The following is a 26,343-nucleotide window of genomic DNA, read 5'->3' on the forward strand; positions in this document are numbered from 1 at the left end:
TTTGAGCGCTAACGCACCTGACCTGTGACCACCGGTAGACCCGGGTCACTGGCCACATCCAGCGGCGACGGCGACGCACCCGCCGCCAGCAGATGAGCGGCGAACGCAGCGATCATCGCCCCGTTGTCGGTGCACAGCCGCAGCGGCGGGATCCGCAGCGCCACGCCGGCCGCCTCGCAGCGCTGAGCGGCCAGCTCCCGCAGCCGCGAGTTGGCGGCCACGCCGCCGGCCACCAGCAGAGTGGACACGCCTAGGTCGGTGGCGGCGCGGACCGCCTTCATGGTCAGCACGTCGGCCACCGACTCCTGGAACCCGGCGGCGATGTCGGCGGTCGAGGAGTCCGGGTGACTCTCGACGTAGCGGGCGACGGCGGTCTTGAGCCCCGAGAAGCTGAAGGCGTGCGGCTCGTCGCGCGGTCCGGTCATGCCGCGCGGAAACACGATCGTCTCCCGGTCGCCGGTCTGCGCCAGTTCGTCGAGCACCTTGCCGCCCGGATAGCCGAGCCCGAGCAGCCGAGCCACCTTGTCGTAGGCCTCCCCCGCGGCGTCGTCGACGGTGCTACCCAACTCGACGATCGGCTCGCCGAGCGAGCGGACGTGCAGCAGGTGCGTGTGGCCGCCGGAGACCAGCAGCGCCACACTCTCGGGCAGCGGCCCGTGCGCGTAGACGTCGGCGGCCAGGTGACCGCCCAGGTGGTTGACCGCGTAGAACGGCACATCCCACGCGGCCGAATACGCCTTGGCCGCAGCCACTCCCACCAGCAGGGCGCCGGCCAGGCCGGGCCCGACGGTGGCCGCGACGACGTCGGGCTTCGGTAGGCCGGCGACGTCCAGTGCGCGGCGCATCGCTGGGCCCAGCGCCTCCAGGTGTGCCCGCGAAGCGACCTCGGGTACGACACCGCCGTAGCGGACGTGTTCGTCGACGCTGGAGGCCACCTCGTCGGCCAGCAGGGTCAGCGTCCCGTCATCGTCGAGCTGGGCGATGCCGACACCTGTTTCGTCGCAGGACGTTTCGATCGCCAAGACGGTTTTCACGTTGCCTCCCGTCGCATCGTGTAGGCGTCGGCACCGCTGACCCGGTAATACCGCTTGCGCACGCCCACTCGCGCGAACCCGACGCTGCGATACAGCGCGATCGCCGCGTCGTTGTCAGTGCGTACCTCCAGATGTACGACGGAGTCCGCGGCGATGTCGAGTAGCGTGTCCAGCATTCGCCGACCGATGCCGCGGCCTTGGTAGGCGGGGTGGACGCCGATGGTGTGGATTTCGTATTCGAACGGCGGCGTGCGGCCCAGCCGGGAGATGCCACCGTAGCCGACCAGGGTGTCGCCGTCGCGCGCGGCCACGTAATGGTTGTGGTCGGCGCCGAGTTCGCGCACGAATGCGACTGTGGGCCAGGGGTCGTCGCCGGGAAACAGCAGGGCTTCCAAATCCGCGCAGCGGTCGGCGTCGGATTCGGTCAGCCCGTCAATGGTCACGGTCACTGGCCCGCCCGCTCGGCCAGCGTCTTTGCGTCCGGCCGGCGCAGATACAGCGGCACCAACGCCGCGGGCGGCCGCGACCAGTCGGCCACCGCGGCAACCAGGCCCGCCGCGTCGGGGTAGGCCGGTTGGATGCAGGGCAGTCCGAACAGCCCGGCGTGGTCGGGCGAGCCGGCCACCGACTGGGCGCGGCCCGCGACCACGTCGGCCGGGGCGCTGACCGCCGGGCCGTCGACACGGACGCCGTCGCGGTAACGGGCCCAGTAGATCTCGCGTCGACGGGCGTCGGTGACCACCAACACCTCGCCGTTGGTCTGCCCGCCGATGGCGTCGAGGCTGCACACCCCGTAGACCGGAATGCCCAGCGCGTGGCCGTACGCCGACGCGGTCGCCATCCCGACCCGAAGCCCGGTGAACGGGCCGGGGCCGCAACCCACCACCACCGCGTCGAGGTCGGCCATCGAACGCCGGGCATCGGCCAATGCGGCCAACACATTCGGGGTGATCCGCTCGGCGTGGGCACGCGCGTCGACGCTGACCCGCTCGGCCAACAGTTCACCGTCGGCAACGACGCCCGCCGTCACCGCGGGGGTCGAGGTGTCGATGGCCAACACCAGACTCATGAGCAACTCCACTGCCAAGTAGCAATTCGGTTGTCGGAATTGCTAATTCGTTCCAGACGAATGTCGAGGTGGCGATCGGACAACCGTTCGGCAAGATTTTCGCCCCACTCCACCACCACGACGGCATCGTCGAGCTCGGTATCTAGATCGAGGCTTTCCAGCTCGTCGAGCAGGTCTGCGCCGGTGTGGTCGAGCAACCGGTAGACGTCGACGTGAATCAGCGCGGGGGCACCGGTCCGCCGTGCCGGATGGACCCGCGCCAGCACGAACGTCGGCGAGGTCACCGGCCCGTCGACATCCATCGCTGCCGCAATTCCCTTGGCCAGCACTGTCTTTCCAGCGCCGAGCGGACCGGAGAGCACGACGACATCGCCCGCGCGCAATTGGCCGCCGAGTTGCGAGCCCAGCGCGACGGTGTCTTCGACGTTCGGCAGTGTCGCGATGCCCGATCGTGAGCGCGGCGAAGCCGGCCGTGACGGGTCGACACGAACATCGGACTCAGCGTCAGTCACGGCGCATGACCCGATCACGCAACCGCCGGCTCAGCACCGTGAATCTGCCGGGGCTGGCGTGCTTGACCAATCGCACCAACCCATCGCTGACGGATGCCGGCTTCTCCAGCAACACCAGATGGCCCGCCTTGCCGACGATCACCAATTCGGAGTCTGGCAGCACCTCCGCCATTTTCCGGGAGTAGTCGGCGGGAGTGAGCAGGTCGCGATCGCCGCAGACGATCAAGGTCGGAATCTTGGCCAGCGTAGCCAGCGCCGCCGTCTCGTCGTGCACCTCGAGAGCGTGCAGAAACTCGACCATGGTCCGGACAGGTGTGCCGAGCATCATCTTCTCGGAGAACGCCACGATGCTTGGGCTGACCCGCATATCGGTGTACGACGCCGCCCGCAGAATCGGCCCGATCAGCGAGCGCGCGGCGGTGCGGCCGCGGTCAACGAGCTTGGGAGCGGAGCGCGCCGCCAGCCGAACGGCTTCCAGCGCAGGGTTGTTCAGGATTTCACCGAGCGGCGATTTGCCGACACCTTCGGCCGCCGACGAGATCAGCGCCACCCCGGTGATCCGGCTGCCGTAGTGCTCGGGAAACTGCCGGGCATGCGCCAGCACCGTCATCCCGCCCATCGAATGGCCCACCAGCACAACCGAACCGCGCGGGGCGATCACCTGCAGCAGGGTCTCGAGGTCTTGGCCGAGCTGGCTCAGCGTGTAGGTCTCTGGCGGCGCCTCCGCGGAACGCCCGTGACCGCGCTGGTCGTAGAAGATCATCCTGACCTGCGAGCCCCACTCATCAGCCAGTCGCATGCGCTGAAAGTGAAAGGAGCCCATCCGAAGACAGAAGCCGTGGGCGAATACGACGGTCAGCGGCGCGTCGGTGGGCCCGACCTCACGAACCGCAAGGTGCACCCCGTCGGGGGTGGTCACCAGATAACTGCGGTCACCGTCGAGCGTCTCGAAATCCTCGTGGGCAAACGGATCGTCGATGCCCGACCGCCGATTGAGCATCGATCGGGCCACGGTTGCTCCCGCGATAGTGCCGACGACACCGATCCCGGCAGCACCGGCCAACCAACGTCCCCGCACCGGATTGCCGATACGGACGCCGTCAAAGTAGTCTTCGATCAATGCTTTTCAGCCTCGCGATAGGTTCTGACGATACGCCCGCGCGGACTGGTCACCACTTCGTAGTGGATGGTGTCCAGCAGGTCTGCCCACTCTTGCGCGGTCGACTCGCCGTGGGTGCCCGGCCCGAACAGGAACGCCTCGTCGCCTTCGGCGACGTCGACGTGCCCAGGGCCCAGGTCGACCAGGAATTGGTCCATGCAGATGCGGCCGACACCGGGACGCCGACGGCCGTTGATCAGCACTTCCAGCCGCCCGCCCAGCGACCGGAAGACGCCGTCGGCGTAGCCGACCGGCATCAGCGCGACGGTGGTGTCTTGCTGCGCGATCCAGGTATGTCCGTAGGACACGCCATCGCCAGCCTGAATCGATTTCACCAGTGCAACAAAGCATTTCACCGTCATTGCCGGAATCAGACCCATATCGCCCAACGTCGGCACCGGGCTTAGGCCGTACAGCGCGATGCCGGGACGGACCATGTCGAAGGCCAGTTCGGGCCGCGACATGGTGGCCGAGGAGTTCGACAAATGGGCAAAGTCGAACGGCACCCTCTTCTCGCGGGCCAACGCCACGATCTCGGCAAACCGTTGCGCCTGAATGCTATTGATCGGGTTGTTGGGTTGGTCGGCGAACACCATGTGCGACATGAGGCCACGCAATGTGATGGCGTCCTCAGCGATGGCGGGAGCCAGTGCGTCCAGCATCGACGGGTACTGAGCCAGCGGGACACCGTTGCGGTTGAGGCCGGTGTCCACCTTGAGGGTCACAGCTGCAGTGTGGCCGGATCGGCGGACGGCACCAAGGAGCTCGTCGAGTTGGCGCGCCGAGGACACCGCGATCTGCACGTCGGCCCGCAGCGCCGGACCGAAGTCGACCCGGGGCGGATGCAGCCAGGCCAATATGGGCGCGGTGATCCCGGCGGCCCGCAGCGCCAGCGCCTCGTCGACGGTGGCAACGCCGAGCTCCGCAGCCCCGGCGGCCAGCACCGCGCGGGCCACCTCGACGGCGCCGTGGCCGTACCCGTCGGCCTTGACCACGGCCATCACCTGGGCGCTGCCGGCGTGCTCGCGGAGCACCCGCACGTTGTGCTCGATGGCGCCCAGATCCACCACAGCCTCCGCGAGGACGCCCGGTGTCCGGGATGTCTGCGATACGGCCACGGCGTTCATTGTCCCAGAACCGCAAAAGGCGCCGCCGAACGTCGACTTGTTGCCGAGATTCGGGCCCGTGCGCTCGACAAGTCGACGTTCGGCGCTCGACGGTCAGTGCGCGAAGTGCGCGGCGTCGTAATGCCCGCCGGGCTTGAGCTTGTCCAGCGAGGTCAGCGCGCTGCGCACGTCGTCGTGCAGGGCACGGGCCAGGTCCGCCGAAAGCCCTTCCCGCACCACGATGCGCAGCACCGCGATGTTGGTGGCGTTGTCGGGCATGGTGTAGGCGGGCACCTGCCAGCCGTATCCGCGCAGCTCATGCGACACGTCGAACTCGGTGTAGCCGCGATCCTTGGACAGCCGGAAACTGAGGACCGGGATCGCCGAGCCGTCCGAGATCACCTCGCAGTGGTCCTCCGCCCGCAGTTGCTCTGCCAGCCAACGGGCCGTCTGCGACAGCGTCTGCATGACCTGCGTGTAGCCCTCGCGGCCCAGCCGCAGGAAGTTGTAGTACTGGCCGATCACCTGATTGCCGGCGCGGGAGAAGTTCAGCGTGAAGGTCGGCATGTCGCCGCCGAGATAGTTGACGTGGAAGACCAGCTCCTCGGGCAGGTGCTCCTTGCTGCGCCACACCACGAAACCGATACCGGGGTAGGTCAGGCCGTATTTGTGCCCGCTGACATTGATCGACACCACCCGGGGCAGCCGGAAGTCCCACGTCAGCTCGGGATGCAGGAAGGGCACCACGAACCCGCCGCTGGCCGCGTCCACGTGCACCGGGACGTCCACGCCACCGCCCGCCGCCAACTTGTCCAATGCCGCACAGATCTCGGCGATCGGCTCGAGCTGACCGGTGTAGGTGGTGCCCAGGATCCCGACCACCCCGATGGTGTCTTCGTCGACGGCGTCCACGACCTGCTCGGGCGTGATGACGTAACGCCCCTCCTCCATCGGCAGATACCGCGGCTCGACGTCGAAGTATCGGCAGAATTTCTCCCAGACCACCTGCACGTTGGAGCCCATCACCAGGTTGGGGGTGCGTTTCTGCCAGCCTTTGCCGACCTTCGCGCGCCACCGCCATTTGAGCGCCAGCCCGCCGAGCATCACCGCTTCGCTGGAGCCGATCGTCGACACCCCGATCGCACTGGAGGGGTCGTCGTCGCGCAGGTGATCGGCGTGGAACAGGTCTGCCACCATGCATACGCAGCGCTGCTCGATAGCCGCGGTCAGCGGATATTCGTCCTTGTCGATCATGTTCTTGTCGAACGTCTCGGCCATCAGCCTGCCGGCCTGCGGATCCATCCAGGTGGTGACAAACGTCGCCAGGTTCAGCCGCGAGCTGCCGTCGAGCATCAGCTCGTCGTGGATGAAGCGGTAGGCGGCGTCGGGATCCATCGACTCCTCGGGCAGCCGCAATGCCGGCACCGGCGTGGTGAACAGCCGGCTGGTGTAGGCGGGGCTCAACGAATGCGTTGGAGCGGGCGGGTGAGACATGGGCAGATCCCTTCGGTTAGAGCGGTTGTGGCAGTAGCGCGGCTATGGCGGTGCGGATGTGACCGAGAATGCCCGACGCCGAGGTCGGTGCGTTTCCGGGCCCGGGGTCGGCAGCGGACATGGCCGCGGCGCGCGCGTGCACGAACGCCGCGACGGCCGCGGCGTCGGCGGGAGGCATACCCGCGGCGAGTAGGGCGCCAATCATCCCGGACAACACGTCGCCGGATCCGGCGGTCGCGGCCCAAGACTGCCCGGCCGGGTTGAGGTAGACCGGGCCGCCGGGATCGGCGACGACGGTGACGTTGCCCTTCAGCAGCACGGTCGCGCCCGTCGCGTCGGCGAGCTTGCGAGTGGCGCCGATGCGATCGTCGCCGGGCGGGGTGCCGGCCAACCGGGCGAACTCACCGGCATGCGGCGTCAGCACGGTCTGAGCCCGACGGGAGGTCAGCAGGTCGGGGTGCGCGGCCAGGATGCTCAGCCCGTCTGCGTCGATCAGCACCGGCAGATCAGTCTGCAACGCGAACCACAGTGCGGCAGCGCCGGTTTCGTCGGTCCCCAGCCCAGGCCCGACGACCCACGCCTGGACGCGACCGGCCGCGGCCGGCGTGGGCGATGCGATCACCTCGGGCCAGTGCGCGAGCACTTCGGTGTGCGCGCTACCCGCATACCGAACCATTCCCGACGTCGCCGCGACAGCAGCGCCGGTGCACAGCACGGCGGCGCCCGGGTAGGTCGACGAGCCCGCCATGACGCCCGTGACACCCTGGGTGTACTTGTCGTCGTGCGGCCCCGGCACCGGCCAGCGTGCCGCGACATCGGCCGCTTCGAAGCCGTGGATGTCGGTGTCGGGCAGGTCCAGGCCGATATCGATCAACCGCACCGGTCCGCAGTCGGCCAGCGCGTGCACGGGCTTGAGACCGCCGAACGTGACGGTCAGCGCAGCATGCACGGCCGGGCCGCCGATGGCGCCGGTCGCCACGTCGACCCCGCTGGGGATGTCGACCGCCACCACCGGGATTCGTTTCGCGTCGTTGAAGACCTCAGCCGCGTCCGGTCGCAGCGGTCCTGAGCCGGAGATACCGACGACTCCGTCGATCACCAGATCGGTGGTCGGGTCGACGTGCTCGACGATCCGGCCGCCGGCTTTACGGAAGGCCGCCAGGCCCTTCCGGTGGGCCCGCTCGGGCTTGAGCAGAATGGCGTCGGCGGCCACTCCGCGGCGCCGCAGGTAGGTCGCGGCCCACAACGCGTCACCGCCGTTGTCGCCCGAGCCGACGACCGCGCACACCCGTCGCCCCGCCAGTGCCCCGGTGCGGGCGATCAACTCACCGACGATCACGGTCGCCAATCCGTAGGCAGCGCGGGCCATCAGCGCGCCGTCGGGCAGGCTGGCCAACAGCGGCGCCTCGGCCTCGCGGATCGCGTCAACCGAGTAATAGTGCCGCATTGTGTCCACGTTACGTGCCTGGCACACGGGCACAGTCAGGGTCGGGCGCGACGCGAATCGGGCAGGCTCCCGTCGTCGAAGCCTGGTTGCGTTCGTTACCCGTTGCATGAGCGATGCAACTAGTGGTCTGCCCAGCGTGCTGGGTGACATCCTGCTGGTATGGCCGACGGTCGCTGAAATCACCGCCGCCGTGATCAACGGCCCGCGGGCAGATACGTTGCGGTAATGCATCACACGTCTGGTCCTGGCGTCGTCGGCAAACTATTCGCGCTGCTTGCGGCCGTACCCCTGCTCTTCAGCGTCGCACCGACCGCGTCGGCCGGCGCCCGGCCCGACCGGTGTGCTCCGCCCGGAGTGGAGAGCGCGTCCGCGTTGCCGTCGAAGCTGGCCGGAGCCGACCGGCCTCGCGAGGACACCTACACGACCGAAAGCGTCGAGCCGCTGGCTTCGGTGGACACCGCCAAGCTGGACCTCATCACGCCGGGCACCTTGACAATCGGTGCGACGTCGGAGGATCCGCCGTACTCCTGCATAAGCTCCGGCGGGCGATTCACCGGTTTCGACGACGAGCTACTTCGGGCCATCGCCGCAAAGCTGGGTTTGCGGGTCCGCTTCGTCGGCACCGAATTCTCTGCTCTGCTGGCCCAAGTCGCGACCCGGCGTTTCGACGTCGGCTCGGCGGCGATCATGACCACCGACGCTCGGCGGCGCACCGTCGGCTTCACCAACGGCTACGACTTCGGCTACGCCTCGCTGGTCGTGCCACCCGGCTCGCCGATTACCGGATTCGACGACCTGGCGCCCGGACAGCGGATCGGCGTCGTTGTGGGCACGGCGCAGGACGCCTACGTCGTCGAGGCGCTCCACCTGCAGCCGGTGAAATTTCCCGACCCCATCACGGCCTATGCCAGCCTGAAAACCCACCAGATCGATGCGTGGGTGACGGGTGCACTGGAGGCGATCAGCGCCGTGCGGCCCGGCGACCCCGCCGCGATCGTCGACAGCACGTTCATCGAGGGCTACTACGTGGCCTACGCGGTCGCCAAAGAAAACCGGCCGCTGATCGCCGCCCTCAACTCTGGGCTGGACGCCGTCGTCGCCGACGGCACCTGGTCGGGCCTGTACTCGCAGTGGGTGCCGCGACCACTACCGCCGGATTGGAAACCCGGGTCGAAGGAGGCGCCGACCCCGCAGCTGCCGGATTTCGCAGCGATCGCGAAGCAGCATCACCGGCCGAAGACCGGGCCGCCCGTGCCGACGTCCACACTGGCCCAGCTGCGCGACTCGTTTTTGGATTGGAGCCTCTATCGGCAGGCCATCCCGGCGCTGCTGACAACCGGGCTGCCCAACACGTTGATCCTGACCGCCAGCGCCGCTGTGATCGGTTTGACGCTCGGGATGGTGCTGGCGATCGGCGGGATCTCCCGAACTCGTTGGCTGCGCTGGCCGGCGCGGGTGTACACCGACATCTTTCGCGGGCTGCCCGAAGTGGTGATCATCTTGCTCATCGGGCTCGGGGTCGGGCCCTTAGTGGGCGGGTTGACCGGCAACAACCCCTTTCCGCTGGGTATTGCCGCGCTCGGGCTGACGGCCGCGGCATACGTCGGGGAGATTTTCCGCGCGGGCATCCAAAGCGTCGAGACCGGCCAGTTGGAAGCCTCCCGTGCACTCGGATTGTCCTACCGGGCCTCAATGCGGTTGGTGGTGGTGCCGCAAGGGATCCGGCGGGTGTTGCCGGCGCTGGTCAACCAGCTCATCGCACTGCTGAAGGGGTCGTCGCTGGTGTATTTCCTCGGGCTGATCGCCAGTCAACGCGAGCTGTTCCAGGTCGGCCGCGACCTCAACGCCCAGACCGGCAGCCTGTCGCCGCTGGTGGCCGCCGGGCTGTTCTACCTCGCGTTGACCATCCCGTTGACGCATCTGGTCAACGCGGTCGACAACCGCCTCCGCCGGGGACAGGCCGCGGGAAAGCCGGATGACCGGCTCGATACCGTCGCCTTGAGTCAGGAGCAGACGTAATGCCAGTTTCACTGGCCGGCCGAGAGGCCCGCCTTGCATTCGGTCAGAACGTCGTGCTGCGCGAGTTCGACATCGACCTGCCCGCGGCCAGCACGGTGGCAATGATCGGTCCGTCGGATCGTCACACCTCGGCACGAAACTTCTTTTCGCCCGCGCTGATAGCAAACGGTAAACGGTTCTCAGGCGGAGCGAGTGGACAAACCGATCGATTGTTATAGGCGCAGGAAGGGTTGTATGCGTAATTGAAGTCGAGTAAAAGCGAATCCTGCGGATCAGCGCCGGGGAGTGGCAGTAAATCGCTGCCTTTGATGGTGTCGCAGAGGTAGCGCCCACCGCCGTAGCTCTCAAGCGGGCAGGTCGTATCGTGAAATGGCAAGAAAAGACCCCCGCCATAGATGTTCAACCAGTACAGCACAAGAGAGCCGGCCTGCCCCTGGATTGTGAAATGGAGACGCGCCACGGCAGTCATGGTCATCCGCTCATCTGCATCCATTGGGATAGTCAGGCTGGTGGGTTCGATACCTGTCTCGATGCGCGCCGGTACACGCAGATCAGCGCGGTACGGGAAATAGGGCAAGCCCCGAAATGCCCGCCGCTGCTCCTCATCCAGCGCAGATTGTGGGTGGTCCCGAAAAAGGGTCTCGCGGTGCAAACGATAACGCCGCCAGATCAGTTCCGCGTTCTCGCCCGCCTGGACCGCCTCATATCTTTCCGCGTACATGGCTGCCACGCGGCGACGATAATCATAAAGATCAAGATATGCTGACATCTGCTTTCGCCCAAGCCTGAATACAAGCTGCCAATGCAACCCGCGCCCGACTGTCGGACGATTTCTCTGTAATATACCGACGGAATCGTGCAGAAACTAACAGGTGCGAAGTGAGTTCGGTGCGATACCGACAGCAGCGCTGTTATCGACTCCTGGTGCTGCGGCCCGGATCCGACAAAGGGCCTCGACGGCGCGCGGGCCGACCCGCACGACCTCGACCGGGACGACAGGGTCAGCGAGATCGATGCGGTCGCCCGGCTGACGTTCACCGACTGGTCACCAATGAGGTTGGCGTGCAACAGGATCTGCCAAGGCTAGATTCACCGTCAGCCCGGGGCGCCTCAACGCGGACTGGTCCGCGGTCGTCACACGAACATCTACTCGACGGTGACCGACTTGGCCAGGTTGCGCGGCTTGTCGACGTCGTAGCCACGGGCCTGCGCCACCGCGGCCGCGAACACCTGCATCGGAATGGTCGACAGCAGCGGCTGCAAAAGCGTTGAAACCGAGGGGATTTCGAACAAGTAGTCGGCGTACGGGCGCACCGTGTCATCGCCCTCCTCGGCGATCACGATGGTGATCGCGCCACGGGCCTGGATCTCACGGATGTTGGACAACAACTTGCCGTGAAGTATGGCCGAACTCTTCGGCGACGGCATCACCACGATCACCGGCAGGTCGTCTTCGATCAGCGCGATCGGGCCGTGCTTGAGCTCGCCGGCGGCGAAGCCCTCGGCGTGCATGTAGGCCAGTTCCTTGAGCTTCAGCGCGCCTTCCAGCGCGACCGGGTAGCCGACATGGCGACCGAGGAACAGGATCGTCGACGCTCGCGCGAACCGATGAGCCAGCGCGGCAACCGGTTCGATCTCGGCAATGACGCGGGCCACCAGCTCTGGCATCGCTTCCAGTTCGCGGTATTCGCGCATCACCTCGTCGGGATACTTGGTGCCGCGCGCCTGCGCCAGCGCCAGGCCGACCAGGTAGTTGGCGGTGACCTGTGCCAGGAACGTCTTGGTCGACGCCACCCCGATCTCCGGGCCGGCGCGGGTGTAGAGCACCGCGTCGCATTCCCGCGGGATCTGCGAGCCGTTGGTGTTGCAGATCGCCAGCACCTTGGCTTTCTGCTCCTTGGCGTGCCGGACGGCTTCCAGGGTGTCGGCGGTCTCCCCCGACTGCGAGATCGCGATGACGAGCGTGCCGCGGTCCAGAACCGGGTCGCGGTAGCGGAATTCGCTGGCCAGCTCGACCTCGACGGGCAGCCGCGTCCAATGCTCGATGGCGTACTTGGCGAGCAGCCCGGAGTGGTACGCGGTGCCACAGGCGACGATGAAGACCTTGTCGATCTCGCGGAGTTCCTGATCGCTCAGGCGCTGCTCGTCCAGGACGATGCGGCCGTCGACGAAGTGCCCGAGCAGGGTGTCGGCCACCGCGGTGGGCTGCTCGGCGATCTCCTTGAGCATGAAGAACTCGTAGCCGCCCTTCTCGGCGGCGTCGAGATCCCAGTCGATATGGAAGGGCCGGGCGTTCGCGGTGTCGTCATTGCCGTGAAAGTCGGTGATCCGGTAGCTGTCCGCGGTGATGGCGACGGCCTGGTTTTGTCCGAGCTCGACCGCGTCGCGGGTGTGGCCGATGAACGCGGCGACGTCGGAGCCGACGAACATCTCGCCGTTGCCGATGCCGACCACCAGCGGTGTCGAACGCCGCGCGGCGACGATCGTGCCCGGTTCGTCGGCGTTGGCGAACACCAGAGTGAAGTGGCCCTCGAGGCGCCGCAGCACGGCCAGTACGGACGCGATGAAATCACCCGCCGTCTCGCCGTGGTGGTAATTCCTGGCAACCAGGTGGACGGCCACCTCGGTGTCGGTGTCGCTGGCAAACTCGACCCCGGCGGTCTCGAGCTCGTGGCGCAGGGATGCATAGTTTTCGATGATGCCGTTGTGGACGACCGCGATCTTGCCCGCCGCGTCGCGATGCGGGTGCGCGTTGCGGTCGGTGGGACGTCCGTGCGTCGCCCAGCGGGTGTGGCCAACGCCGGTCGTGCCGCGCAGGGATTCGGGGTCGGTCTCGGCGAGCGCGATCTCCAGGTTCGCCAACCGGCCGGCCCGCCGCCGAACGGTCAGATCGCCCGCGCCATCGACCAGCGCGATACCGGCCGAGTCATAGCCGCGATATTCCATCCGACGCAGCGCGTCGACGACAACATCGAGGGCAGGCTGGTGCCCGACGTAGCCGACGATTCCGCACATAAAGACCCAGGTTAGTGCAGGGCTCGGCTAGGGCTAAACATCGTGGTTAACGACGCGGCCGCAAGCGTCCCGCGTCAGTGCTGCTGGTTCTGGCCCTGCCCGTTTTGCCAGCCGCCATCGCCACCGTTCTGCCAGCCGCCATCGCCACCGTTCTGCCAGCCGCCATCGCCACCGCCGTCGCCTCCGCCGTGGCCACCGCCGCCGCCCGGACCGAGGCCTTGTGCGGAGACATGCTGTAGCGGTTGCACCTGGCCCGCGGCGGCCAGACCTAACCCGACGACTCCCAGGCCGGCCGTGAATGCCACTGCCGCCGCCGCTGCGGTACGCACGATAGATTTCGTACGGCACTAAGTAGCCGGCTCCATCCGGGGCGAAACTGGCAAGACAATGCAGGACGGAGAAATCAGTGCCACACGACGGGTTTCATCCCGACTTGCAACCGGGCTCGGCAGCGACGCGCACTCGGGTGCGTGTCGTCCGGTCATCGGAACTCGACGCCGACACCGCACAAAGCGAAGGAATGCAGCGCTTCGCCGCGATCAGCGCGGGTGCGGTCGGATCGGAAAAGCTGTGGATGGGCGAAACACATGTCGAGCCGCAGACGGTGTCGGCCAACCATCACCACGGCGAGGCCGAAACGGCGATATTCGTGCGCAGCGGCCATCCCGACTTCGTCTACTGCGACGGCGAACAAGAAATCCGGATATCCACCGGCCCCGGTGACTATGTCTTCATCCCGCCGTATTTGCCGCACCGCGAAGAGAATCCGAGACCGGACGAACCGGCCGTGGTCGTGATCGCCCGCAGCATCCAGGAGGCGATCGTCGTCAACCTGCCCAAGCTGTACCCGCTGTAGGCCCGTGGGTGCGCTACCGTCGACGGGTGGTTCGAACCAGCAAACTCGTCGCCGCCCTTGGCCGGCGCGGCTCGCATCGCGTCCTGCGGGGCGACCTGTCCTTCGCCGGCCTGCCCGGCGTGGTGTACACGCCCGAAGCCGGGCTGCATCTGCCCGCCGTGGCGTTCGGCCACGACTGGCTCACCGGGGTCGAGCGCTATGCGGGTTTGCTGGAACATCTGGCGTCGTGGGGCATTGTCGCCGCGGCCCCCGACACGGAACGCGGGATGGCACCGTCAGTGCTGAAACTCGCCTACGACATGGGGACCGCGCTGAACATCGCCACCGGCGTGCGACTGGGCCCAGGCAAGATCAGCGTGCATCCCGACAAGCTCGGCGTGATCGGGCACGGCTTCGGCGCCTCGGCCGCGGTGTTCACCGCCGCGGGAATGAAGGCCAAGCCTCGAGCGGTAGCCGCGTTATTCCCGGCGGTCACCACCCCGGCCGCCGAACGGCCGGCCTCGACGCTTCGGGTGCCCGGTGTGGTGTTCAGCGCACCGGGTTCAGCAAAGAGCTTGCGCTCCAATGCGATTGAACTCTGGCAGGCCTGGGACACCGCGACCTTGCGAATCGTCCGCAAGGCGCAGGCCAACGGGCTCGCCGAGGGGCGACGGCTGACGACCGCGTTCGGGCTGGGCGGTCCGGATCGCAGGACGCAGAAGACAATTCGCGCATTACTCACGGGCTACCTGCTCTACACACTCGGCGGCGACAAGACGTATCGCGACTTTGCCGACCCCGACGTCCAACTGCCCAAGACCCTTCCCGTCGACGACGAGGCCGCGACGCTGACACCCGAGGAGAAATTCGTCGCGCTGATCAAGGGCTGAGCCTTGGCCTACTGCCCGGCCTGCGGCAGTTGATCCTCGGCGATCTCACACGGCGTCGATCCGTCGGCCGTTGGCGGCGCTGCCGCCGGTGGAGACGGCTCGACGGGTGGCGGTGCATCGACTACCGGAGCGTCGACGGGTTGTGCGACCGGCTCCGCGGCGGCTTCGGTTGCCGGCAGCGAACTTTCGACGGCAGGCAGGTGGGGTGTGACCTCGTCGTCGAGGGTGGGAGGTGCGAGGGCGTCCCTTGCCTCGTCGAGTCTGTCGACGTCATCGAGGGCCGGATCGTCATCGTCGTCGAGGTCTATCGGGTCGTTCGCAGGGTCACCGCTCAACCCGCCGGCCAACGAACCCAGCAGGCTGCCGATACTGTCGACGATGCTCCCGACCACGCCGCCAATTCCACCGGTCACGCCACCGAGACCACCTGCACCCGTGGATAATCCGGCTGCTTCACCGAGCGGGGTTGTCGACTCCGGCGGCGTCGCCTCAGGCTCGTCAACTGGGAGATGCTGCGGTGCTTCGGATATCGGTTGCGGCGCGGGCGCCGCCGCGGGCACCGTCGACAGTGGACCGGCGGGCAGCGACATCACCGGCGGCGCAGCCGAGACCGGGCACTCCCCTGGCTGCCACCTCGGGCCCAAGTCGCCCGGGATGTCGAACCGAGTGTCGCACATCGACGTCAACGCGTGTATAGCCGCGTCGTAGGACGCCGCCACAGATGCACTGGCTGCACTCATCGCTGCGAGCCAGTCATTGCGAATGTCGCTGTCTACATATGGCATTACCTGCTGATGCACCATCACCTCAGCCGCCGATCGGTCACCCGCGCCCGATCTGACCGCCCCGGCCGCGGCAAGCCAGGCTGAGCGCTCCGCCGCGCTCCGTTCGTCGATGGCGACAGTGGTCGCGACCTTGCCGTCGACTGCCTGCCACAGGTCGTCGCGCAATGTGGCGCAGCACTCGGCGGCGGCACGAAGATGCGCGGCCACCTGTTCTGCGGCATCGCAGTGATGCTGGATGAACCGTGCTGCCGACTCGGCGCCCGAACCTCGCCAGGCCGCCGCAAGCTCGGTGACCTGCGTGCGCTGCACCCACAGCGCTTCGTCGATGGCCGTCACTGCGGCGCGGAGCTCGGCGGCGTCACCGTCGAGCACTCGGAGGTCAAGGCCCATTTCGGTGTCGTACCAGTCCCCCACCTGCGAGGCGTGCGCGGTGAGGTCCGGCTGCTGGTAACCGAGCGTCTGGCAGGCCTGCACGTAGGTCTGAATGTGCTCGACAGCGGCCTTACCTTCGGCAAGTCGGGCCGCCACGTCGTATCGGTCACTCACTGGCGCCGCTCCTCTTCGTCATCGGGCGCTGCACCGTCCCCGGCGCCCATCAGCCGATCCGCGCGGCGGCGAGTTGGTCGGCGTCGGCGTAGCGGTCGACACCGGCCCGCAGCGCGGCCGCGACCTCCATACCGGCCCGCGCCCACTGCGCAAGGTCGCCGCTGAGCCGATGCAGGGCGAACCGCAGCGCGTCGCCCTGACCGGTATAGGCGCGCCCTGAGGTTGTCCCGTCGAAGGCCAACCGGCCGAAATGGGTGCGTACCGCCACGTCGATGAGATGTGCCGCGTCGTCAAATCGGTTCGCGACGGCCTGTACCGCTACAGCGTCGACGAATGCGTCTCGTTGTGCCATACCTAGATTCGACGAAGCGAATCGCGCGGAGGTTCCGCCCGTCAGCGGGTGGCGCGCACCGTGTCGGCGACGTGGGCGGCAAGCCGGTGCGCGACATGCTCGTCGTCGGCTTCCACCATCACCCGGATCATCTGCTCGGTTCCAGAGGGCCGCAACAGGATCCGACCGGTGTCGCCGAGTTCATCCTCGACCTCTTGCACCGCGGTCTGGACCGACGGCGCGGCGACGGCAGCCACCTTGTCGGCGACGTCGACGTTGATCAGCACCTGCGGCAGCGTGTGCATCGCCGAAGCCAACCCGGCCAGCGAGGTACCGGTCTGTGCCATCCGCGACATCAGCCGCAGACCGGTCAGGATGCCGTCGCCGGTGGTCGACAGGCCAGGCAACACAATGTGTCCGGACTGCTCACCGCCGAGGCTGAATGCGCCAGATCGCAGCTCTTCCAACACGTATCGGTCACCGACGCTGGTGGTGCGAACCTCGACCCCGGCCGCCCGCATCGCCAAGTGCAGACCGAGGTTGCTCATCACGGTGGCCACCAGTGTGTTGCCGGCCAGTTCACCGACCTCCCGCATCGCCAGCGCCAGGATCACCATGATCGCGTCGCCGTCGACGATCTCGCCGGCGGCGTCGATGGCCAGGCAGCGGTCGGCGTCGCCGTCGTGTGCCACACCGAGGTCGGCACCGTGCTCCAAGACCGCCGCTCGCACCACATCCAGGTGCGTCGAGCCGCAGCGGTCGTTGATGTTCAGACCGTTGGGTGCGGCATTGATTGCGATGACGCGGGCGCCGGCAGCGCGGTAAGCACGGGGTGCGGCGATCGAGGCGGCACCGTGCGCGCAGTCGACCACCACGGTCAGCCCGTCGAGTGGGACGGTGCTGGCCTTGCCGACCTGACGCAGGTAGCGTTCCAGCGCATCTTCGGCGTCGATGACGCGGCCGATGCCGGCGCCGACAGGTAGCAGACCCGGACCACCGGCGACCAGGTCCTCGATCTGGTCTTCGGTCGCGTCGTCGAGCTTGTGCCCGCCCGGCCCGAATATCTTGATGCCGTTGTCGGGCATCGGGTTGTGCGACGCGGAGATCATCACGCCGAATTCGGCGTCGTAGGCGTGCGTCAGGTATGCCACCGCCGGCGTCGGCAGCACGCCGCAGCGCAGCGCGTCGACGCCTTCGCTGGTGAGGCCGGCGATCACCGCGGCTTCCAACATTTCGCCGCTGGCACGGGGGTCGCGGCCGATCACTGCGACCCGCCGCCGTCCGCTTCCTGCCCTGGTCAGACGCCGGGCGGCCGCAGCGCCGAGCGCCAACGCGAGCTCGGCGGTGAGCTCGCGATTGGCAACCCCTCGGACGCCGTCAGTGCCGAATAGTCGACCCATGCGGTCAAACCTCTCACAGTTAGTGACCGCGCACCCACACGACATGAGGATTCGCCGGAGTGCCACCCAACTGGTACGCGGCCGTGATCGCCGCTGAGGATCAGCGCTTGCTGTACTGAGGCGCCTTGCGGGCCTTCTTCAGACCGTACTTCTTGCGCTCGGTGGCACGCGGGTCACGCGTGAGGAAGCCGGCCTTCTTCAGCGCGGGACGGTCGTCGGGCTGCACGATGATCAGCGCCCGGGCGATTGCCAGCCGCAGCGCGCCGGCTTGGCCAGACGGGCCACCGCCGTCGAGGTGGGCGAACACGTCGAAAGCGTCCACCCGATCGACGGTCACCAGCGGAGCCTTGATCAGCTGCTGGTGCACCTTGTTCGGGAAGTAGGCCTCCAGGCTGCGGCCGTCGAGGTCGAACTTGCCGGTCCCGGGCACCAGACGGACCCGCACGACGGCTTCCTTGCGGCGGCCGACGGTCTGGATCGGACGCTCGATGACGATGTGGTCTTCGCGCGGCGCCGGGGCGGCAGCCTCGACAGCCTCTGGGGACTCGGCGGCCTCTTCGACGACGACTTCGGTCTCAGTTGCTGCGGTCTCAGTCATTTGGCGCCGCTCCTCTTACCATTCTCAGATCGCACTGCTCTGTTGATCGTCACCGGCGTGGTCATCATTGGGCCACCTGCTTGATCTCGTACGGGGTCGGCTGCTGCGCGGCGTGGGGGTGCTGCGGGCCAGCGTAGACGTGCAGCTTGCGCTGAATCTGACGACCGAGCTTGTTCTTCGGGATCATCCCGACGATCGCCTTCTCCACCACACGGTCGGGGTGCTTTTGCAGCAACTCACCGATCGTGCGGCTCTTCAGGCCGCCGGGGTAACCCGAGTGGCGGTAGGCCAGCTTCTTGTGTTCTTTGTCGCCGCTGAGGGCGACCTTTTCCGCGTTGACGATGATGACGAAGTCACCGCCGTCGACGTTGGGCGTGAATGTGGGCTTGTGCTTACCGCGCAGCAGGTTGGCTGCCGCGACGGCCAGGCGACCGAGCACCACGTCCTGGGCGTCGATGACGTACCACGTCCGCGTGGTGTCACCCGCCTTCGGCACGTATGTGGACACGCGCTTACCTCTCGTCTTTGGGTCTTCGACCCGGTTATGGATCCCGGTGACCCGGGTGCCAGTCAAACGCTTGCGGAGGGGATGGTCTCGGCGACCGGCGTTGACCCGAGGCCCGACGTTCCGCACGCCAACACGGCAGCTTACCGGCGGTTATCCACGCAGGTCAAAACGCGTCAATGCCAGCTCGATGTTCATGCCCGTGGATAGGCGAAAAGAACTGACAACGCCGAACACGGCCCCGGTTCGGCTCCACCGGAGCTGACTGCGCGGTCCCGCCGGTCTCTCCTTACCGGCGGAACCGCGCAGAGTCACCGAACCGCGCTGAGTCTTTGTGCAATCACCGTCCCTGGCGGGCCCACACGCCCGCCGCCCGGTGATCCGCGGCCGCGACCTCGTCAGCGCCATCGCGGACGGCGTTTCCCAGGTCCACCAAGATTTCGTTGAGTGCGGTGGCGGCTTGATGCCATTTGATCTGTTCGACGCCGTAGGCCGTTGCGGCTTCGCGGGTCCATAGTTCCTGCAGGGGCGAAACGTGCGACTTGAGTTCCTGCAACGCGGCGTTCAATGTCGTCGACGCGGAGTGAATCTCCCGGCGAACAGAGGCTTCGATCTCGTCGAAGTTGTATGACAGTCGCGGATCCATTGCCGACGGCCTCACAGATGTCCGGCTGCAGTGCCAATGTGCAGCGCGTGGTTCTCGGCGGCATCTCGCAGCGTGACTTCGTTGTAACGAATGGTCTCCGCGATGCCGTGCAGCGCTTGATGCAGCTTCAACGATTCCGCGTTCCATCGATGCACTACGTCCTTGAATCGCGACGCCGCCATTCCGCCCCACACCGAGTGCGGCACGGCACTCATGCGGCCGATAAACGCTTGCAGTGCCGCACGGATCTCATCGTTGCGGGTATCGATGGCCGCAGCGACCGAGAGCATGAGGTCGAAATCGGTGCTGAGTGAATTGCCACCAGTCGGTGCGCTCACGTGTCCTCTTTCCGCCCATGGCCGCGGCCCTCACCGCGCTAACGAAAAGTAAGACTCCCGCCGGCGCCGTCCGGTTCCGCCCATTTTCAGTTCAACGCCCGCGCCGACCGGATCGCCAGTTCGCACTCCCGGCGCACAGCGTCGTCGCGACTTCTGCGGCTCTGACATCCGATGCTGATCCGGACCGCGTCGTCCACCCATACCGTCCAGCGGATGTCATGGCCGGCCCGAACCTCCCGGTAGGTCACCACCGGACGTCCTGCACTGCGGCCGGTGGGGTTGAAGTCGACGAATACGCCGGCCGGCGCTGCGTCTATCGCGCTCTTGAGGAACTCGGCAGTCGCGTCCAAACCTGTCACGGCGACCCGCGATTGGGTCACATGCAACGCCACTTCCGGGTCAGCCGGGGACGTGAGCTGCACCCGCGCCGACCCTGGCCCTGCGACAACTCTCCGCATGAGCCAGTGCGCCGGAACCTCCACTGCAACGTGGCCTTCCACAACAACGGTGGTCGGAAAGGGGCCGGTTGCGCGCGGTGCGCCGTGACGCGGCAGTGTACCGACGCTGATGAACACGCCGGTCGCCGTCACCACCAACGTCAGCGCCCGCAGGCTCTTCCCCGAAGTCCAGGCGCGTTTCGGCCGGTGAGGTTTGTTGTCGGTCGGCTTCAGTTCTCCGGCAAGCTTTCTCAGGCGGATATCATCCACAACGATCGCAGTGATCCCGCCGCTACTCGGTACCCTTCTGGCAAGCGCCGCCGCAAGCGTCTTCGCCCCGCGCACAGTCGCGGGGGCGTCGATGAGCACCGTCTCAGTGGCGCCCGACGCAGCAGTCAGGATTGACAGCGCGACCGATTCGGCGACGGCCTCGACGCGGCCCTGCCGGGGCTCAACTGTCACCGTCGTGCCCGTGACGACAACGAAATCGTCGGTGATTTCCACGGTTGACGTCGCAGACGAAGCGGGAGACGCCCGAGTCAGCAACCACCGCCGCGACCGCATTTCGGCATCGCCCGGCAAAACCCGCGCGGCGGCGCTGACGACGTCGATACGCGGCGGTGACCACCAGGATGGGTGCACGACCGTCACGGGTTCGGCGGCGCCGCAGTCGAGCGACTCGAAGATGGTTTGCCACAACGATTCGACGCTGACCGGTCGCAGGTCGACCAGTGCCACTGGGTGGTCGATGTTCTCGAACGCGGCCTGCTCGACCCCAGTCTCGGCGACGGTGGCTCCGCCGCAACATAATCGGCGGATCGCGGTCGGACTGATCTCGATGAGATGCACCCTCACGGCGCGGGCGTCCAACCGACATGGATCGTCTGCGGGTCGCCGCGACGCGGCACAAGCACGCCGCGCCCGGGTGGCAGCGGAGACGGGCGTACCGGGCCGATGGTCAACCCCTCGTCCGGACTTCCGCTCATCAGCAACGTCGCACAACCTGCGTCCCGAAGTCCGGTCAATAGCGGCTCGAACATGGCACGGGCTGCACCAGTGCTGCGGCGCGCCAGCACAAGATGTAGACCCAAGTCTCGGCCATGCGGCAGAAACTCCAGCAGCGGCGCGAAAGAATTGACAGCCACGCCGCCGAGCAGGTCGTAATCGTCGACCACAATGTATATTTCCGGTCCCGACCACCACGACCTGTTACGCAATTGCGCCGGGGTGGTATCCGAAGTGGGCACGCGTCGACGCAGCATTTCCATCAAACGCGGCACTGCTTCGGCCACCGCGTCACCGGATGGAAGGTAGCCGCCGAGCCTCCCGGTTTGTTGCTCAACCACGCCAAGTAGCGAGCGCCTAGGGTCGACGATGAATAGTTGGCACCCCGCCCGAGTCGTCGTCCTCAGCAGTTCGACGCACACGGTGCGCAACGTCGCAGTCTTACCGCATTCGGCGTCACCGAGAACCAACAGATGCGGGTGGTGCATGAAATCGATTGCCAGCGGCCGAAGCTCGGTTTCTTCGACGCCCAGTACAGCGCCGGCGTGGCGCACGCCAGCGAGCCCGACCACGGCGGTGTGCTCTATCTGTAGTGGGAGTACCGGCACTGGCGGCGCAGTCCACCCGCCGTGCCGGCGCCGCAACATCTCCCCCACGCTCGAAGCGGCGCCGATGTCAAGGTGTGGTTGTGCGACGACCATGTGCAGTCCGTCGTGCGAAAGTCCTCGCCCTGGACTCCCGTCTGGAACCTGCTGAGCCCGCCGACGATCGAGTTCCGAATCACCGGGATCACCCAGTCGCAGCTCGATCCGTGTCCCGACCTGATCCCGCAGAGCGGGTCGAATCTCGGGCCATCGCGTAGCCGACAACACGAGGTGGATGCCGTACGAGAGCCCCTCTGCGGCAAGGGATGTCACCGACATTTCGGCCGTCTCGAGTTCGCGTTGCAGGCTGAGCCACCCGTCAACGATCAGAAAGATGTCGCCGAACCGGTCACACCGTGCATCGCGCTGCGCCTTGAGCAGTCGATAGTTCGCCATCGACTCGATGTTGTGCTCGCGGAAAAGCGTCTCGCGTGACCGGACGACAGCGCAGAGTAGGGCGATTGTGCGCCGGAGTCGTTCCGGGTCGCCGCGTCCGGCTACCGAACCGACATGCGGCCAGTCTCGCAGTGACGCCAACGAGCCGCCGCCGAAGTCGAGGCAGTAGAACTGCACCAGGTGGGGAGCGTGAGTCGCCGCGAGCGCGGTGACCAAAGTACGCAGCGCCGTCGACTTGCCGGATTGAGGTGCGCCGACTACCGCGACATTACCTGCGGCCCCTGCCAAATCGACAATCAACGGTGTGCGCCGTTGCTCGAACGGACGGTCAACGAGGCCGACAGGGACCGTGAGCGGCCGGGTCGGCTCGGCGTGCCGCAGGACCGACTGCAAAGCTGGGGCCGCTCCGAGGGGTGGTAGCCATATCTCGTGCGCTCGTGGGCCATCTCCTGACAGCCGTTGGACAATCGCCTGCAGCACCGTAGGGGATTCGCCGAGGTCCGCCTCGTCGTCGCGGCCAGACACGACTGATCCGACGGGCTCAGTGGTGAATAGCCGGACAATTGCGGACCGTGAACCGCGCTCCGGCAGGACACAATCGCCCGTACCGAAGCGTGCCGGAACGGGGCCAGATACAAACGCCGTCTGGAACCGCATCGGTGCATCGGTACCGACACGCAGATACGCGGCGCCTGGATTTGCGGGTAGTTCGTAGGCTTCCGACGTACCCAGGACCGTACGCGATTCGTTGCTCGACAGGGTTTTCAGGCACACCCGATACGACAGATGCGATTCCAAACCGCGCAATCTGCCTTCATCCAGACGCTGGCTCGCCAGCAACAGATGTATGCCCAGCGATCGCCCCAACCGGCCGATCGCGACGAAGACATCGGCGAAATCTGGATGCCGGCTGAGCAATTCGGAGAACTCGTCCACAATGACGAACAACGCCGGCAGCGGGGGCAGCTGGCCCCTGGCGCGCCGCCTGCGTTGGTAAGCCGAGAAACCGTCGAGGTTGCCGGCCTCGCGGAGCACCTCTTGACGGCGGTTCATCTCGCCCATCAACGCATCACGCATTCGTGCGACCAACGCTGCTTTGTCGGCCAAGTTGGTGATCACCGCGGCCACATGCGGCGCGGGTTCGAGTCCGGAGAACGTCGCGCCGCCCTTGAAGTCGACCAGGACCAGGTTCAACTCCTCCGACGAGTGACTGACGATCATGCCCAGAGCCACCGTCCGGAGAAACTCCGATTTCCCTGAACCCGTTGCCCCGATACAGAGCCCGTGCGGTCCCATGCCGTTCGCCGCGGCCTCCTTGATGTCCAATTCCACTGGCGTGCCGGTGTCATTCGTGCCGACCGGAACTCGTAGCAGCGCCGGCGTGCTTCGAATGCTCCGATGCGCAACCGGCGAATAGCAGGCAATGTCGTTGATGCCGATCAGGTCCTGCCACGCAGTCCGGTTCGATGCCGCGCGCGGGAGGCCGGGGCGATAGCCGGCCAGTCGTTGCGCGCAGACCAGCGCCGCGGCACGGCTCAACTGATCGGTATGTGCGACAACCTCTTCGCCAGAGGCGGTGACGACCACCGGCTTGCCGTCGCCGCATCGCACAGTGAGCACGGTGACGCCCTCGGCAGCAATGTCGTTGGATTCCTCGTCGCTGTCGTCGACAACCACGATGTAAGGCGCCGTCGCATCGCCGACTCGCCCGCCGTCCATCAATCCGTCCAGCGCCTCACGCGCCGCGACTGCCGACGCATACACCATCCGGGCAGGGCCAAGCTCATCCGACACATAGGGATGTCGATTGTGCGGCAACCATTTCAGCCATTCCCAGTCCGGCCGGTTGGCGTCGGCGACGGCCGCGGCGATCAAGACCGTTGCCGGACTGTGCAGGACGGCCAGCTGGCACAGCATGGCCCGCAGGAGTGCGCGTGCCTGCCTGCCGTCGCCGCGGATACTCACCACCGACTGGCCGCGTAACGAGATCGCGATCGGCGCGTTCGCCACCGTCGAGTGCATGCGGAGCAAGCGCTGCAGCGCAGCCACCCCCACCGGGTCCAGCCGATTGACCGACTCCAGGGCCGGCGCCACCAGTCGAGTCGCAAGAGGCAGGTCTGCGACACCGATCCGGAGCCGGCAGAAATCCGACTCCGTCGTTGTCCGCTCCCACATCCGGCACCCGCCCACCAGAGTCCACAGCGTGTCAGGATCAGGGTGGTGCCAGGTCAACGAATAATGCTGTGCTTCTGCATTCTTCAGCGCACAAGCTCGAATGTCGGACAGGTAGCCCAGATAATCCGCGCGCTGCGCATTGACCTCGCCACGACGCCGGTCGGAGCCCGACAGCACCGTCGCGACCGTGGACACCAGCATCATCAGCGGGAACATCATGAACGCCGGATTGCGCGCCACGGTCGAGCGCGCGTAGTAGGCCGCAACCATCGCGCCTACCGTCGCGACGGCGGTCAGCAACGGCACGAAGCGGATCAACTGGTTCGACTGCGCCTGGCGGGTTACTTCCGGTGGCGCCGCGACCGCGATGTCCTTGGTCTCGTGCACCGGCGCCGCGATGCGCTCGATCGCAACGTGCACTGCGGTCGCACCCCCGTCCAACGCCTGCTCGACCTCCATGTTCCGGGCACGGTAGGCGCGGCCGTCATTGGCGACAAGTCGGCTGTGGAGCAACGCATACGGGGCAACTGCGGCACGGCTATCGTCCAGTTCGGCGAATGGAGGTCGGTGTGCATCAGGTGTCGGTGACGACCGCTCAGCGGCGGCTGGCCATTCGTACCGATACCACCAGCCTCGATCTGGTGGTATCGGCGGAGGTACCGGTCGGTTCCCTCATTCCGTCGATCATCGACGCCCTCGCCGGCAGGGGCCACGTCGATGCCTGCCTCAGCTCTGTCACGTGTCAGCTGTCCCGATCCGGCGGCGATGCACTGGATGCGTCGAAAACGTTGAATGAATTGGGGATTCGAGATGGATGCACGTTGTTTCTGGTCCGCCCGCCGACGGCATTCGTCCCTCCGCCCTGTGACGATGCAGCCGAGGCGGTCGCGGCTGCGGTCGCCGAGGTGCAACGGCCCCGGACCCGACGAGCGACTCGGCTTCTCGGCGTGCTGGTGTCTGCCTGCCTGGCAAGCGTTACCGCTGCGGTGCTGATTCGAACAGCCTTTGCCGCCGACGCGCACCGCGCCGGCTGCATCGGTGTTTGTTGGACGGCCGCTCTCCTTACGTTGCTGGCGGCGGGGGCGGCGTATCGGGTATTCGACGAACCAGGGGCAGGCCTGACATTGGGTCTGATGGGCGCCGGATCTGCTGCCCTTGCCGGGCTCTTCGCCATTCCCGGCGGACCTGGTGCGCCAAACGCGCTGTTGGCAGCCGCCGCTGCGGGTACAGTCGCGGCGATAGTCCGCGTGTTCGCCCGCCACACAGTCGTATTCACGGCGCTGGCATTACTCGCAATGGCCTGCGCGACTACGGCCGCGGTGCGTGCGGTCGTCGCCGCTCCACTTCCGGCAGTTGGCGCGGGATTGGCGGCAATCTCACTGGCGCTCATCGAAGCGGCAGCGCCGGTATCGGTCATGCTCGCGCGGTTATCACCTGGGCCCGCTGAAAGTCCAGACCATTTGCACGCGAGAGCAATCCGCGCGCACACCTGGCTCGACAGCTTGATCACGGCTTTCTCCGCCTCGGCCGCCCTGGGTGGCATCAGCGCAGCAGGCGAGGCCTCGCTGAGCGGCATCGGCTTCGCCGGGATGGTTGGCGGCGCCCTGGTGCTGCGGGCGCGTGGGCATCAGGACGTCGGCCGCTCGGTGCCGCCGATCGTCTGCGGGGCGGCCACTCTCTGCGCTGCCCTGGTCGCTGCTGCCCTTGCCTACCCGCAGCACGCGCTGCCCATCGCGGCACTGTCGATGGCGCTGAGCATTGTTGCGCTGCACCTAGGATTCATGCCTGGCTCAACGCCGGTTTTTCCGACCGGGCGGCGAAGCGTGGAGTTGGTGCAGTATTTCACGCTGGCGACGATTGCCCCGCTGGCGTTCTGGCTCTGCGGCCTCTACGGAGCCGCGCGCAACCTGAATCTACCGTGACGTCAGGGCGATTGGGGCTGCGGCGATGTGCGGCG

Annotated in this window: 24 protein-coding genes; 4 read left to right on the forward strand and 20 right to left on the reverse strand. The window is 66.8% G+C overall.

Annotation, left to right across the window (positions count from 1 at the left end):
* Nucleotides 1–8: 8 nt before the first annotated feature.
* The 8 genes from tsaD to ABDV69_RS01815 form a co-directional block, all read right to left on the reverse strand.
* On the reverse strand, nucleotides 9–1,034 hold the full coding sequence (tsaD, locus tag ABDV69_RS01780; protein WP_343571634.1) for a tRNA (adenosine(37)-N6)-threonylcarbamoyltransferase complex transferase subunit TsaD: 1,026 nt from the start codon (nucleotides 1,032–1,034) through the stop codon (nucleotides 9–11).
* On the reverse strand, nucleotides 1,031–1,483 hold the full coding sequence (gene rimI, locus ABDV69_RS01785; RefSeq protein ID WP_343571635.1) for a ribosomal protein S18-alanine N-acetyltransferase: 453 nt from the start codon (nucleotides 1,481–1,483) through the stop codon (nucleotides 1,031–1,033). The genes tsaD and rimI overlap by 4 nt, the downstream gene beginning before the upstream one ends.
* Nucleotides 1,480–2,103 (reverse strand): tRNA (adenosine(37)-N6)-threonylcarbamoyltransferase complex dimerization subunit type 1 TsaB, encoded by a 624-nt coding sequence (gene tsaB / locus ABDV69_RS01790; protein WP_343571636.1) that lies wholly within the window; start codon nucleotides 2,101–2,103, stop codon nucleotides 1,480–1,482. The genes rimI and tsaB overlap by 4 nt, the downstream gene beginning before the upstream one ends.
* Entirely contained in the window at nucleotides 2,100–2,615 is a 516-nt protein-coding gene (gene tsaE, locus ABDV69_RS01795) for a tRNA (adenosine(37)-N6)-threonylcarbamoyltransferase complex ATPase subunit type 1 TsaE (RefSeq protein ID WP_343571637.1), read from the reverse strand. Before tsaE ends, tsaB begins: the two co-directional genes overlap by 4 nt.
* The gene (locus tag ABDV69_RS01800) at nucleotides 2,608–3,693 is read right to left on the reverse strand and encodes an alpha/beta hydrolase (protein WP_343571808.1); all 1,086 of its coding nucleotides are present in this window, start codon (nucleotides 3,691–3,693) and stop codon (nucleotides 2,608–2,610) included. Before ABDV69_RS01800 ends, tsaE begins: the two co-directional genes overlap by 8 nt.
* A 38-nt stretch (nucleotides 3,694–3,731) precedes the next feature.
* Nucleotides 3,732–4,892, reverse strand: a complete 1,161-nt coding sequence (alr, locus tag ABDV69_RS01805) for an alanine racemase (protein WP_343571638.1) — start codon at nucleotides 4,890–4,892, stop codon at nucleotides 3,732–3,734.
* A gap of 102 nt (nucleotides 4,893–4,994) precedes the next feature.
* The gene (locus ABDV69_RS01810; protein ID WP_343571809.1) at nucleotides 4,995–6,380 is read right to left on the reverse strand and encodes a glutamate decarboxylase; all 1,386 of its coding nucleotides are present in this window, start codon (nucleotides 6,378–6,380) and stop codon (nucleotides 4,995–4,997) included.
* 10 nt (nucleotides 6,381–6,390) lie between these two features.
* Complete coding sequence (locus ABDV69_RS01815; RefSeq protein WP_343571639.1) at nucleotides 6,391–7,821, reverse strand: NAD(P)H-hydrate dehydratase; 1,431 nt, start codon at nucleotides 7,819–7,821, stop codon at nucleotides 6,391–6,393.
* Nucleotides 7,822–8,046: 225 nt separating this feature from the next.
* Between ABDV69_RS01815 and ABDV69_RS01820 the strand changes: the two genes are divergently transcribed.
* A complete protein-coding gene (locus ABDV69_RS01820; protein ID WP_343571640.1) occupies nucleotides 8,047–9,840 on the forward strand; it encodes an ABC transporter substrate-binding protein/permease in 1,794 nt (597 codons plus the stop codon).
* A gap of 121 nt (nucleotides 9,841–9,961) precedes the next feature.
* Here ABDV69_RS01820 and ABDV69_RS01825 read toward each other — a convergent pair whose 3' ends face one another.
* From ABDV69_RS01825 to ABDV69_RS01835, 3 genes are all read right to left on the reverse strand, one after another.
* Entirely contained in the window at nucleotides 9,962–10,561 is a 600-nt protein-coding gene (locus ABDV69_RS01825; RefSeq protein ID WP_343571810.1) for a DUF1684 domain-containing protein, read from the reverse strand.
* A gap of 425 nt (nucleotides 10,562–10,986) precedes the next feature.
* Nucleotides 10,987–12,855: a glutamine--fructose-6-phosphate transaminase (isomerizing) gene (glmS, locus tag ABDV69_RS01830; protein ID WP_343571641.1), complete on the reverse strand. Its 1,869-nt coding sequence runs from the start codon at nucleotides 12,853–12,855 to the stop codon at nucleotides 10,987–10,989.
* A gap of 74 nt (nucleotides 12,856–12,929) precedes the next feature.
* Entirely contained in the window at nucleotides 12,930–13,184 is a 255-nt protein-coding gene (locus ABDV69_RS01835; RefSeq protein WP_343571642.1) for a hypothetical protein, read from the reverse strand.
* Between the two features lie 77 nt (nucleotides 13,185–13,261).
* Here ABDV69_RS01835 and ABDV69_RS01840 point away from each other — a divergent pair, with 77 nt between their 5' ends.
* Together ABDV69_RS01840 and ABDV69_RS01845 are read left to right on the forward strand one after the other, a co-directional pair.
* Entirely contained in the window at nucleotides 13,262–13,711 is a 450-nt protein-coding gene (locus ABDV69_RS01840; protein ID WP_343571643.1) for a cupin domain-containing protein, read from the forward strand.
* A gap of 26 nt (nucleotides 13,712–13,737) precedes the next feature.
* A complete protein-coding gene (locus ABDV69_RS01845; RefSeq protein ID WP_343571644.1) occupies nucleotides 13,738–14,580 on the forward strand; it encodes a hypothetical protein in 843 nt (280 codons plus the stop codon).
* An 8-nt stretch (nucleotides 14,581–14,588) separates the two neighbouring features.
* On the opposite strand, the gene ABDV69_RS01850 is transcribed toward ABDV69_RS01845, so the two are convergent.
* The 9 genes from ABDV69_RS01850 to eccCa all read right to left on the reverse strand — a co-directional run bounded on the left by ABDV69_RS01850 (nucleotide 14,589) and on the right by eccCa (nucleotide 24,845).
* Nucleotides 14,589–15,911 (reverse strand): hypothetical protein, encoded by a 1,323-nt coding sequence (locus ABDV69_RS01850; RefSeq protein WP_343571645.1) that lies wholly within the window; start codon nucleotides 15,909–15,911, stop codon nucleotides 14,589–14,591.
* A gap of 49 nt (nucleotides 15,912–15,960) precedes the next feature.
* Nucleotides 15,961–16,263, reverse strand: coding sequence for a type VII secretion target (locus ABDV69_RS01855; RefSeq protein ID WP_343571646.1), 303 nt, complete (start codon nucleotides 16,261–16,263; stop codon nucleotides 15,961–15,963).
* Between the two features lie 41 nt (nucleotides 16,264–16,304).
* Entirely contained in the window at nucleotides 16,305–17,642 is a 1,338-nt protein-coding gene (glmM, locus tag ABDV69_RS01860; RefSeq protein WP_343571647.1) for a phosphoglucosamine mutase, read from the reverse strand.
* Nucleotides 17,643–17,742: 100 nt separating this feature from the next.
* A complete protein-coding gene (gene rpsI, locus ABDV69_RS01865) occupies nucleotides 17,743–18,240 on the reverse strand; it encodes a 30S ribosomal protein S9 (protein WP_343571648.1) in 498 nt (165 codons plus the stop codon).
* A 64-nt stretch (nucleotides 18,241–18,304) separates the two neighbouring features.
* A complete protein-coding gene (gene rplM / locus ABDV69_RS01870; RefSeq protein ID WP_343571649.1) occupies nucleotides 18,305–18,748 on the reverse strand; it encodes a 50S ribosomal protein L13 in 444 nt (147 codons plus the stop codon).
* A 337-nt stretch (nucleotides 18,749–19,085) separates the two neighbouring features.
* Nucleotides 19,086–19,391 (reverse strand): WXG100 family type VII secretion target, encoded by a 306-nt coding sequence (locus ABDV69_RS01875; protein WP_343571650.1) that lies wholly within the window; start codon nucleotides 19,389–19,391, stop codon nucleotides 19,086–19,088.
* Between the two features lie 11 nt (nucleotides 19,392–19,402).
* Nucleotides 19,403–19,729: a WXG100 family type VII secretion target gene (locus ABDV69_RS01880; RefSeq protein ID WP_343571651.1), complete on the reverse strand. Its 327-nt coding sequence runs from the start codon at nucleotides 19,727–19,729 to the stop codon at nucleotides 19,403–19,405.
* A gap of 86 nt (nucleotides 19,730–19,815) precedes the next feature.
* Nucleotides 19,816–20,670, reverse strand: a complete 855-nt coding sequence (locus tag ABDV69_RS01885; protein WP_343571652.1) for a type VII secretion-associated protein — start codon at nucleotides 20,668–20,670, stop codon at nucleotides 19,816–19,818.
* A 347-nt stretch (nucleotides 20,671–21,017) separates the two neighbouring features.
* Nucleotides 21,018–24,845, reverse strand: coding sequence for a type VII secretion protein EccCa (eccCa, locus tag ABDV69_RS01890; RefSeq protein WP_343571653.1), 3,828 nt, complete (start codon nucleotides 24,843–24,845; stop codon nucleotides 21,018–21,020).
* 98 nt (nucleotides 24,846–24,943) lie between these two features.
* Between eccCa and eccD the strand changes: the two genes are divergently transcribed.
* On the forward strand, nucleotides 24,944–26,308 hold the full coding sequence (eccD, locus tag ABDV69_RS01895) for a type VII secretion integral membrane protein EccD (protein WP_343571654.1): 1,365 nt from the start codon (nucleotides 24,944–24,946) through the stop codon (nucleotides 26,306–26,308).
* The last annotated feature ends 35 nt before the right edge of the window (nucleotides 26,309–26,343 follow it).

The sequence above is a fragment of the Mycobacterium sp. genome (assembly GCF_039583785.1).
Taxonomy (GTDB): Bacteria; Actinomycetota; Actinomycetes; order Mycobacteriales; family Mycobacteriaceae; genus Mycobacterium.

Bases quoted from the DNA above. Each gene is read 5' to 3' on its own strand.
- ABDV69_RS01820 (WP_343571640.1), top strand. From the start codon at position 8,047: ATGCATCACACGTCTGGTCCTGGCGTCGTCGGCAAACTATTCGCGCTG.
- eccD (WP_343571654.1), top strand. From the start codon at position 24,944: ATGGAGGTCGGTGTGCATCAGGTGTCGGTGACGACCGCTCAGCGGCGG.
- ABDV69_RS01875 (WP_343571650.1), bottom strand. From the start codon at position 19,391: ATGGATCCGCGACTGTCATACAACTTCGACGAGATCGAAGCCTCTGTT.
- rpsI (WP_343571648.1), bottom strand. From the start codon at position 18,240: ATGACTGAGACCGCAGCAACTGAGACCGAAGTCGTCGTCGAAGAGGCC.
- ABDV69_RS01815 (WP_343571639.1), bottom strand. From the start codon at position 7,821: ATGCGGCACTATTACTCGGTTGACGCGATCCGCGAGGCCGAGGCGCCG.
- ABDV69_RS01855 (WP_343571646.1), bottom strand. From the start codon at position 16,263: ATGGCACAACGAGACGCATTCGTCGACGCTGTAGCGGTACAGGCCGTC.
- ABDV69_RS01825 (WP_343571810.1), bottom strand. From the start codon at position 10,561: ATGTACGCGGAAAGATATGAGGCGGTCCAGGCGGGCGAGAACGCGGAA.
- eccCa (WP_343571653.1), bottom strand. From the start codon at position 24,845: ATGGAGGTCGAGCAGGCGTTGGACGGGGGTGCGACCGCAGTGCACGTT.
- tsaB (WP_343571636.1), bottom strand. From the start codon at position 2,103: ATGAGTCTGGTGTTGGCCATCGACACCTCGACCCCCGCGGTGACGGCG.
- glmM (WP_343571647.1), bottom strand. From the start codon at position 17,642: ATGGGTCGACTATTCGGCACTGACGGCGTCCGAGGGGTTGCCAATCGC.
- glmS (WP_343571641.1), bottom strand. From the start codon at position 12,855: ATGTGCGGAATCGTCGGCTACGTCGGGCACCAGCCTGCCCTCGATGTT.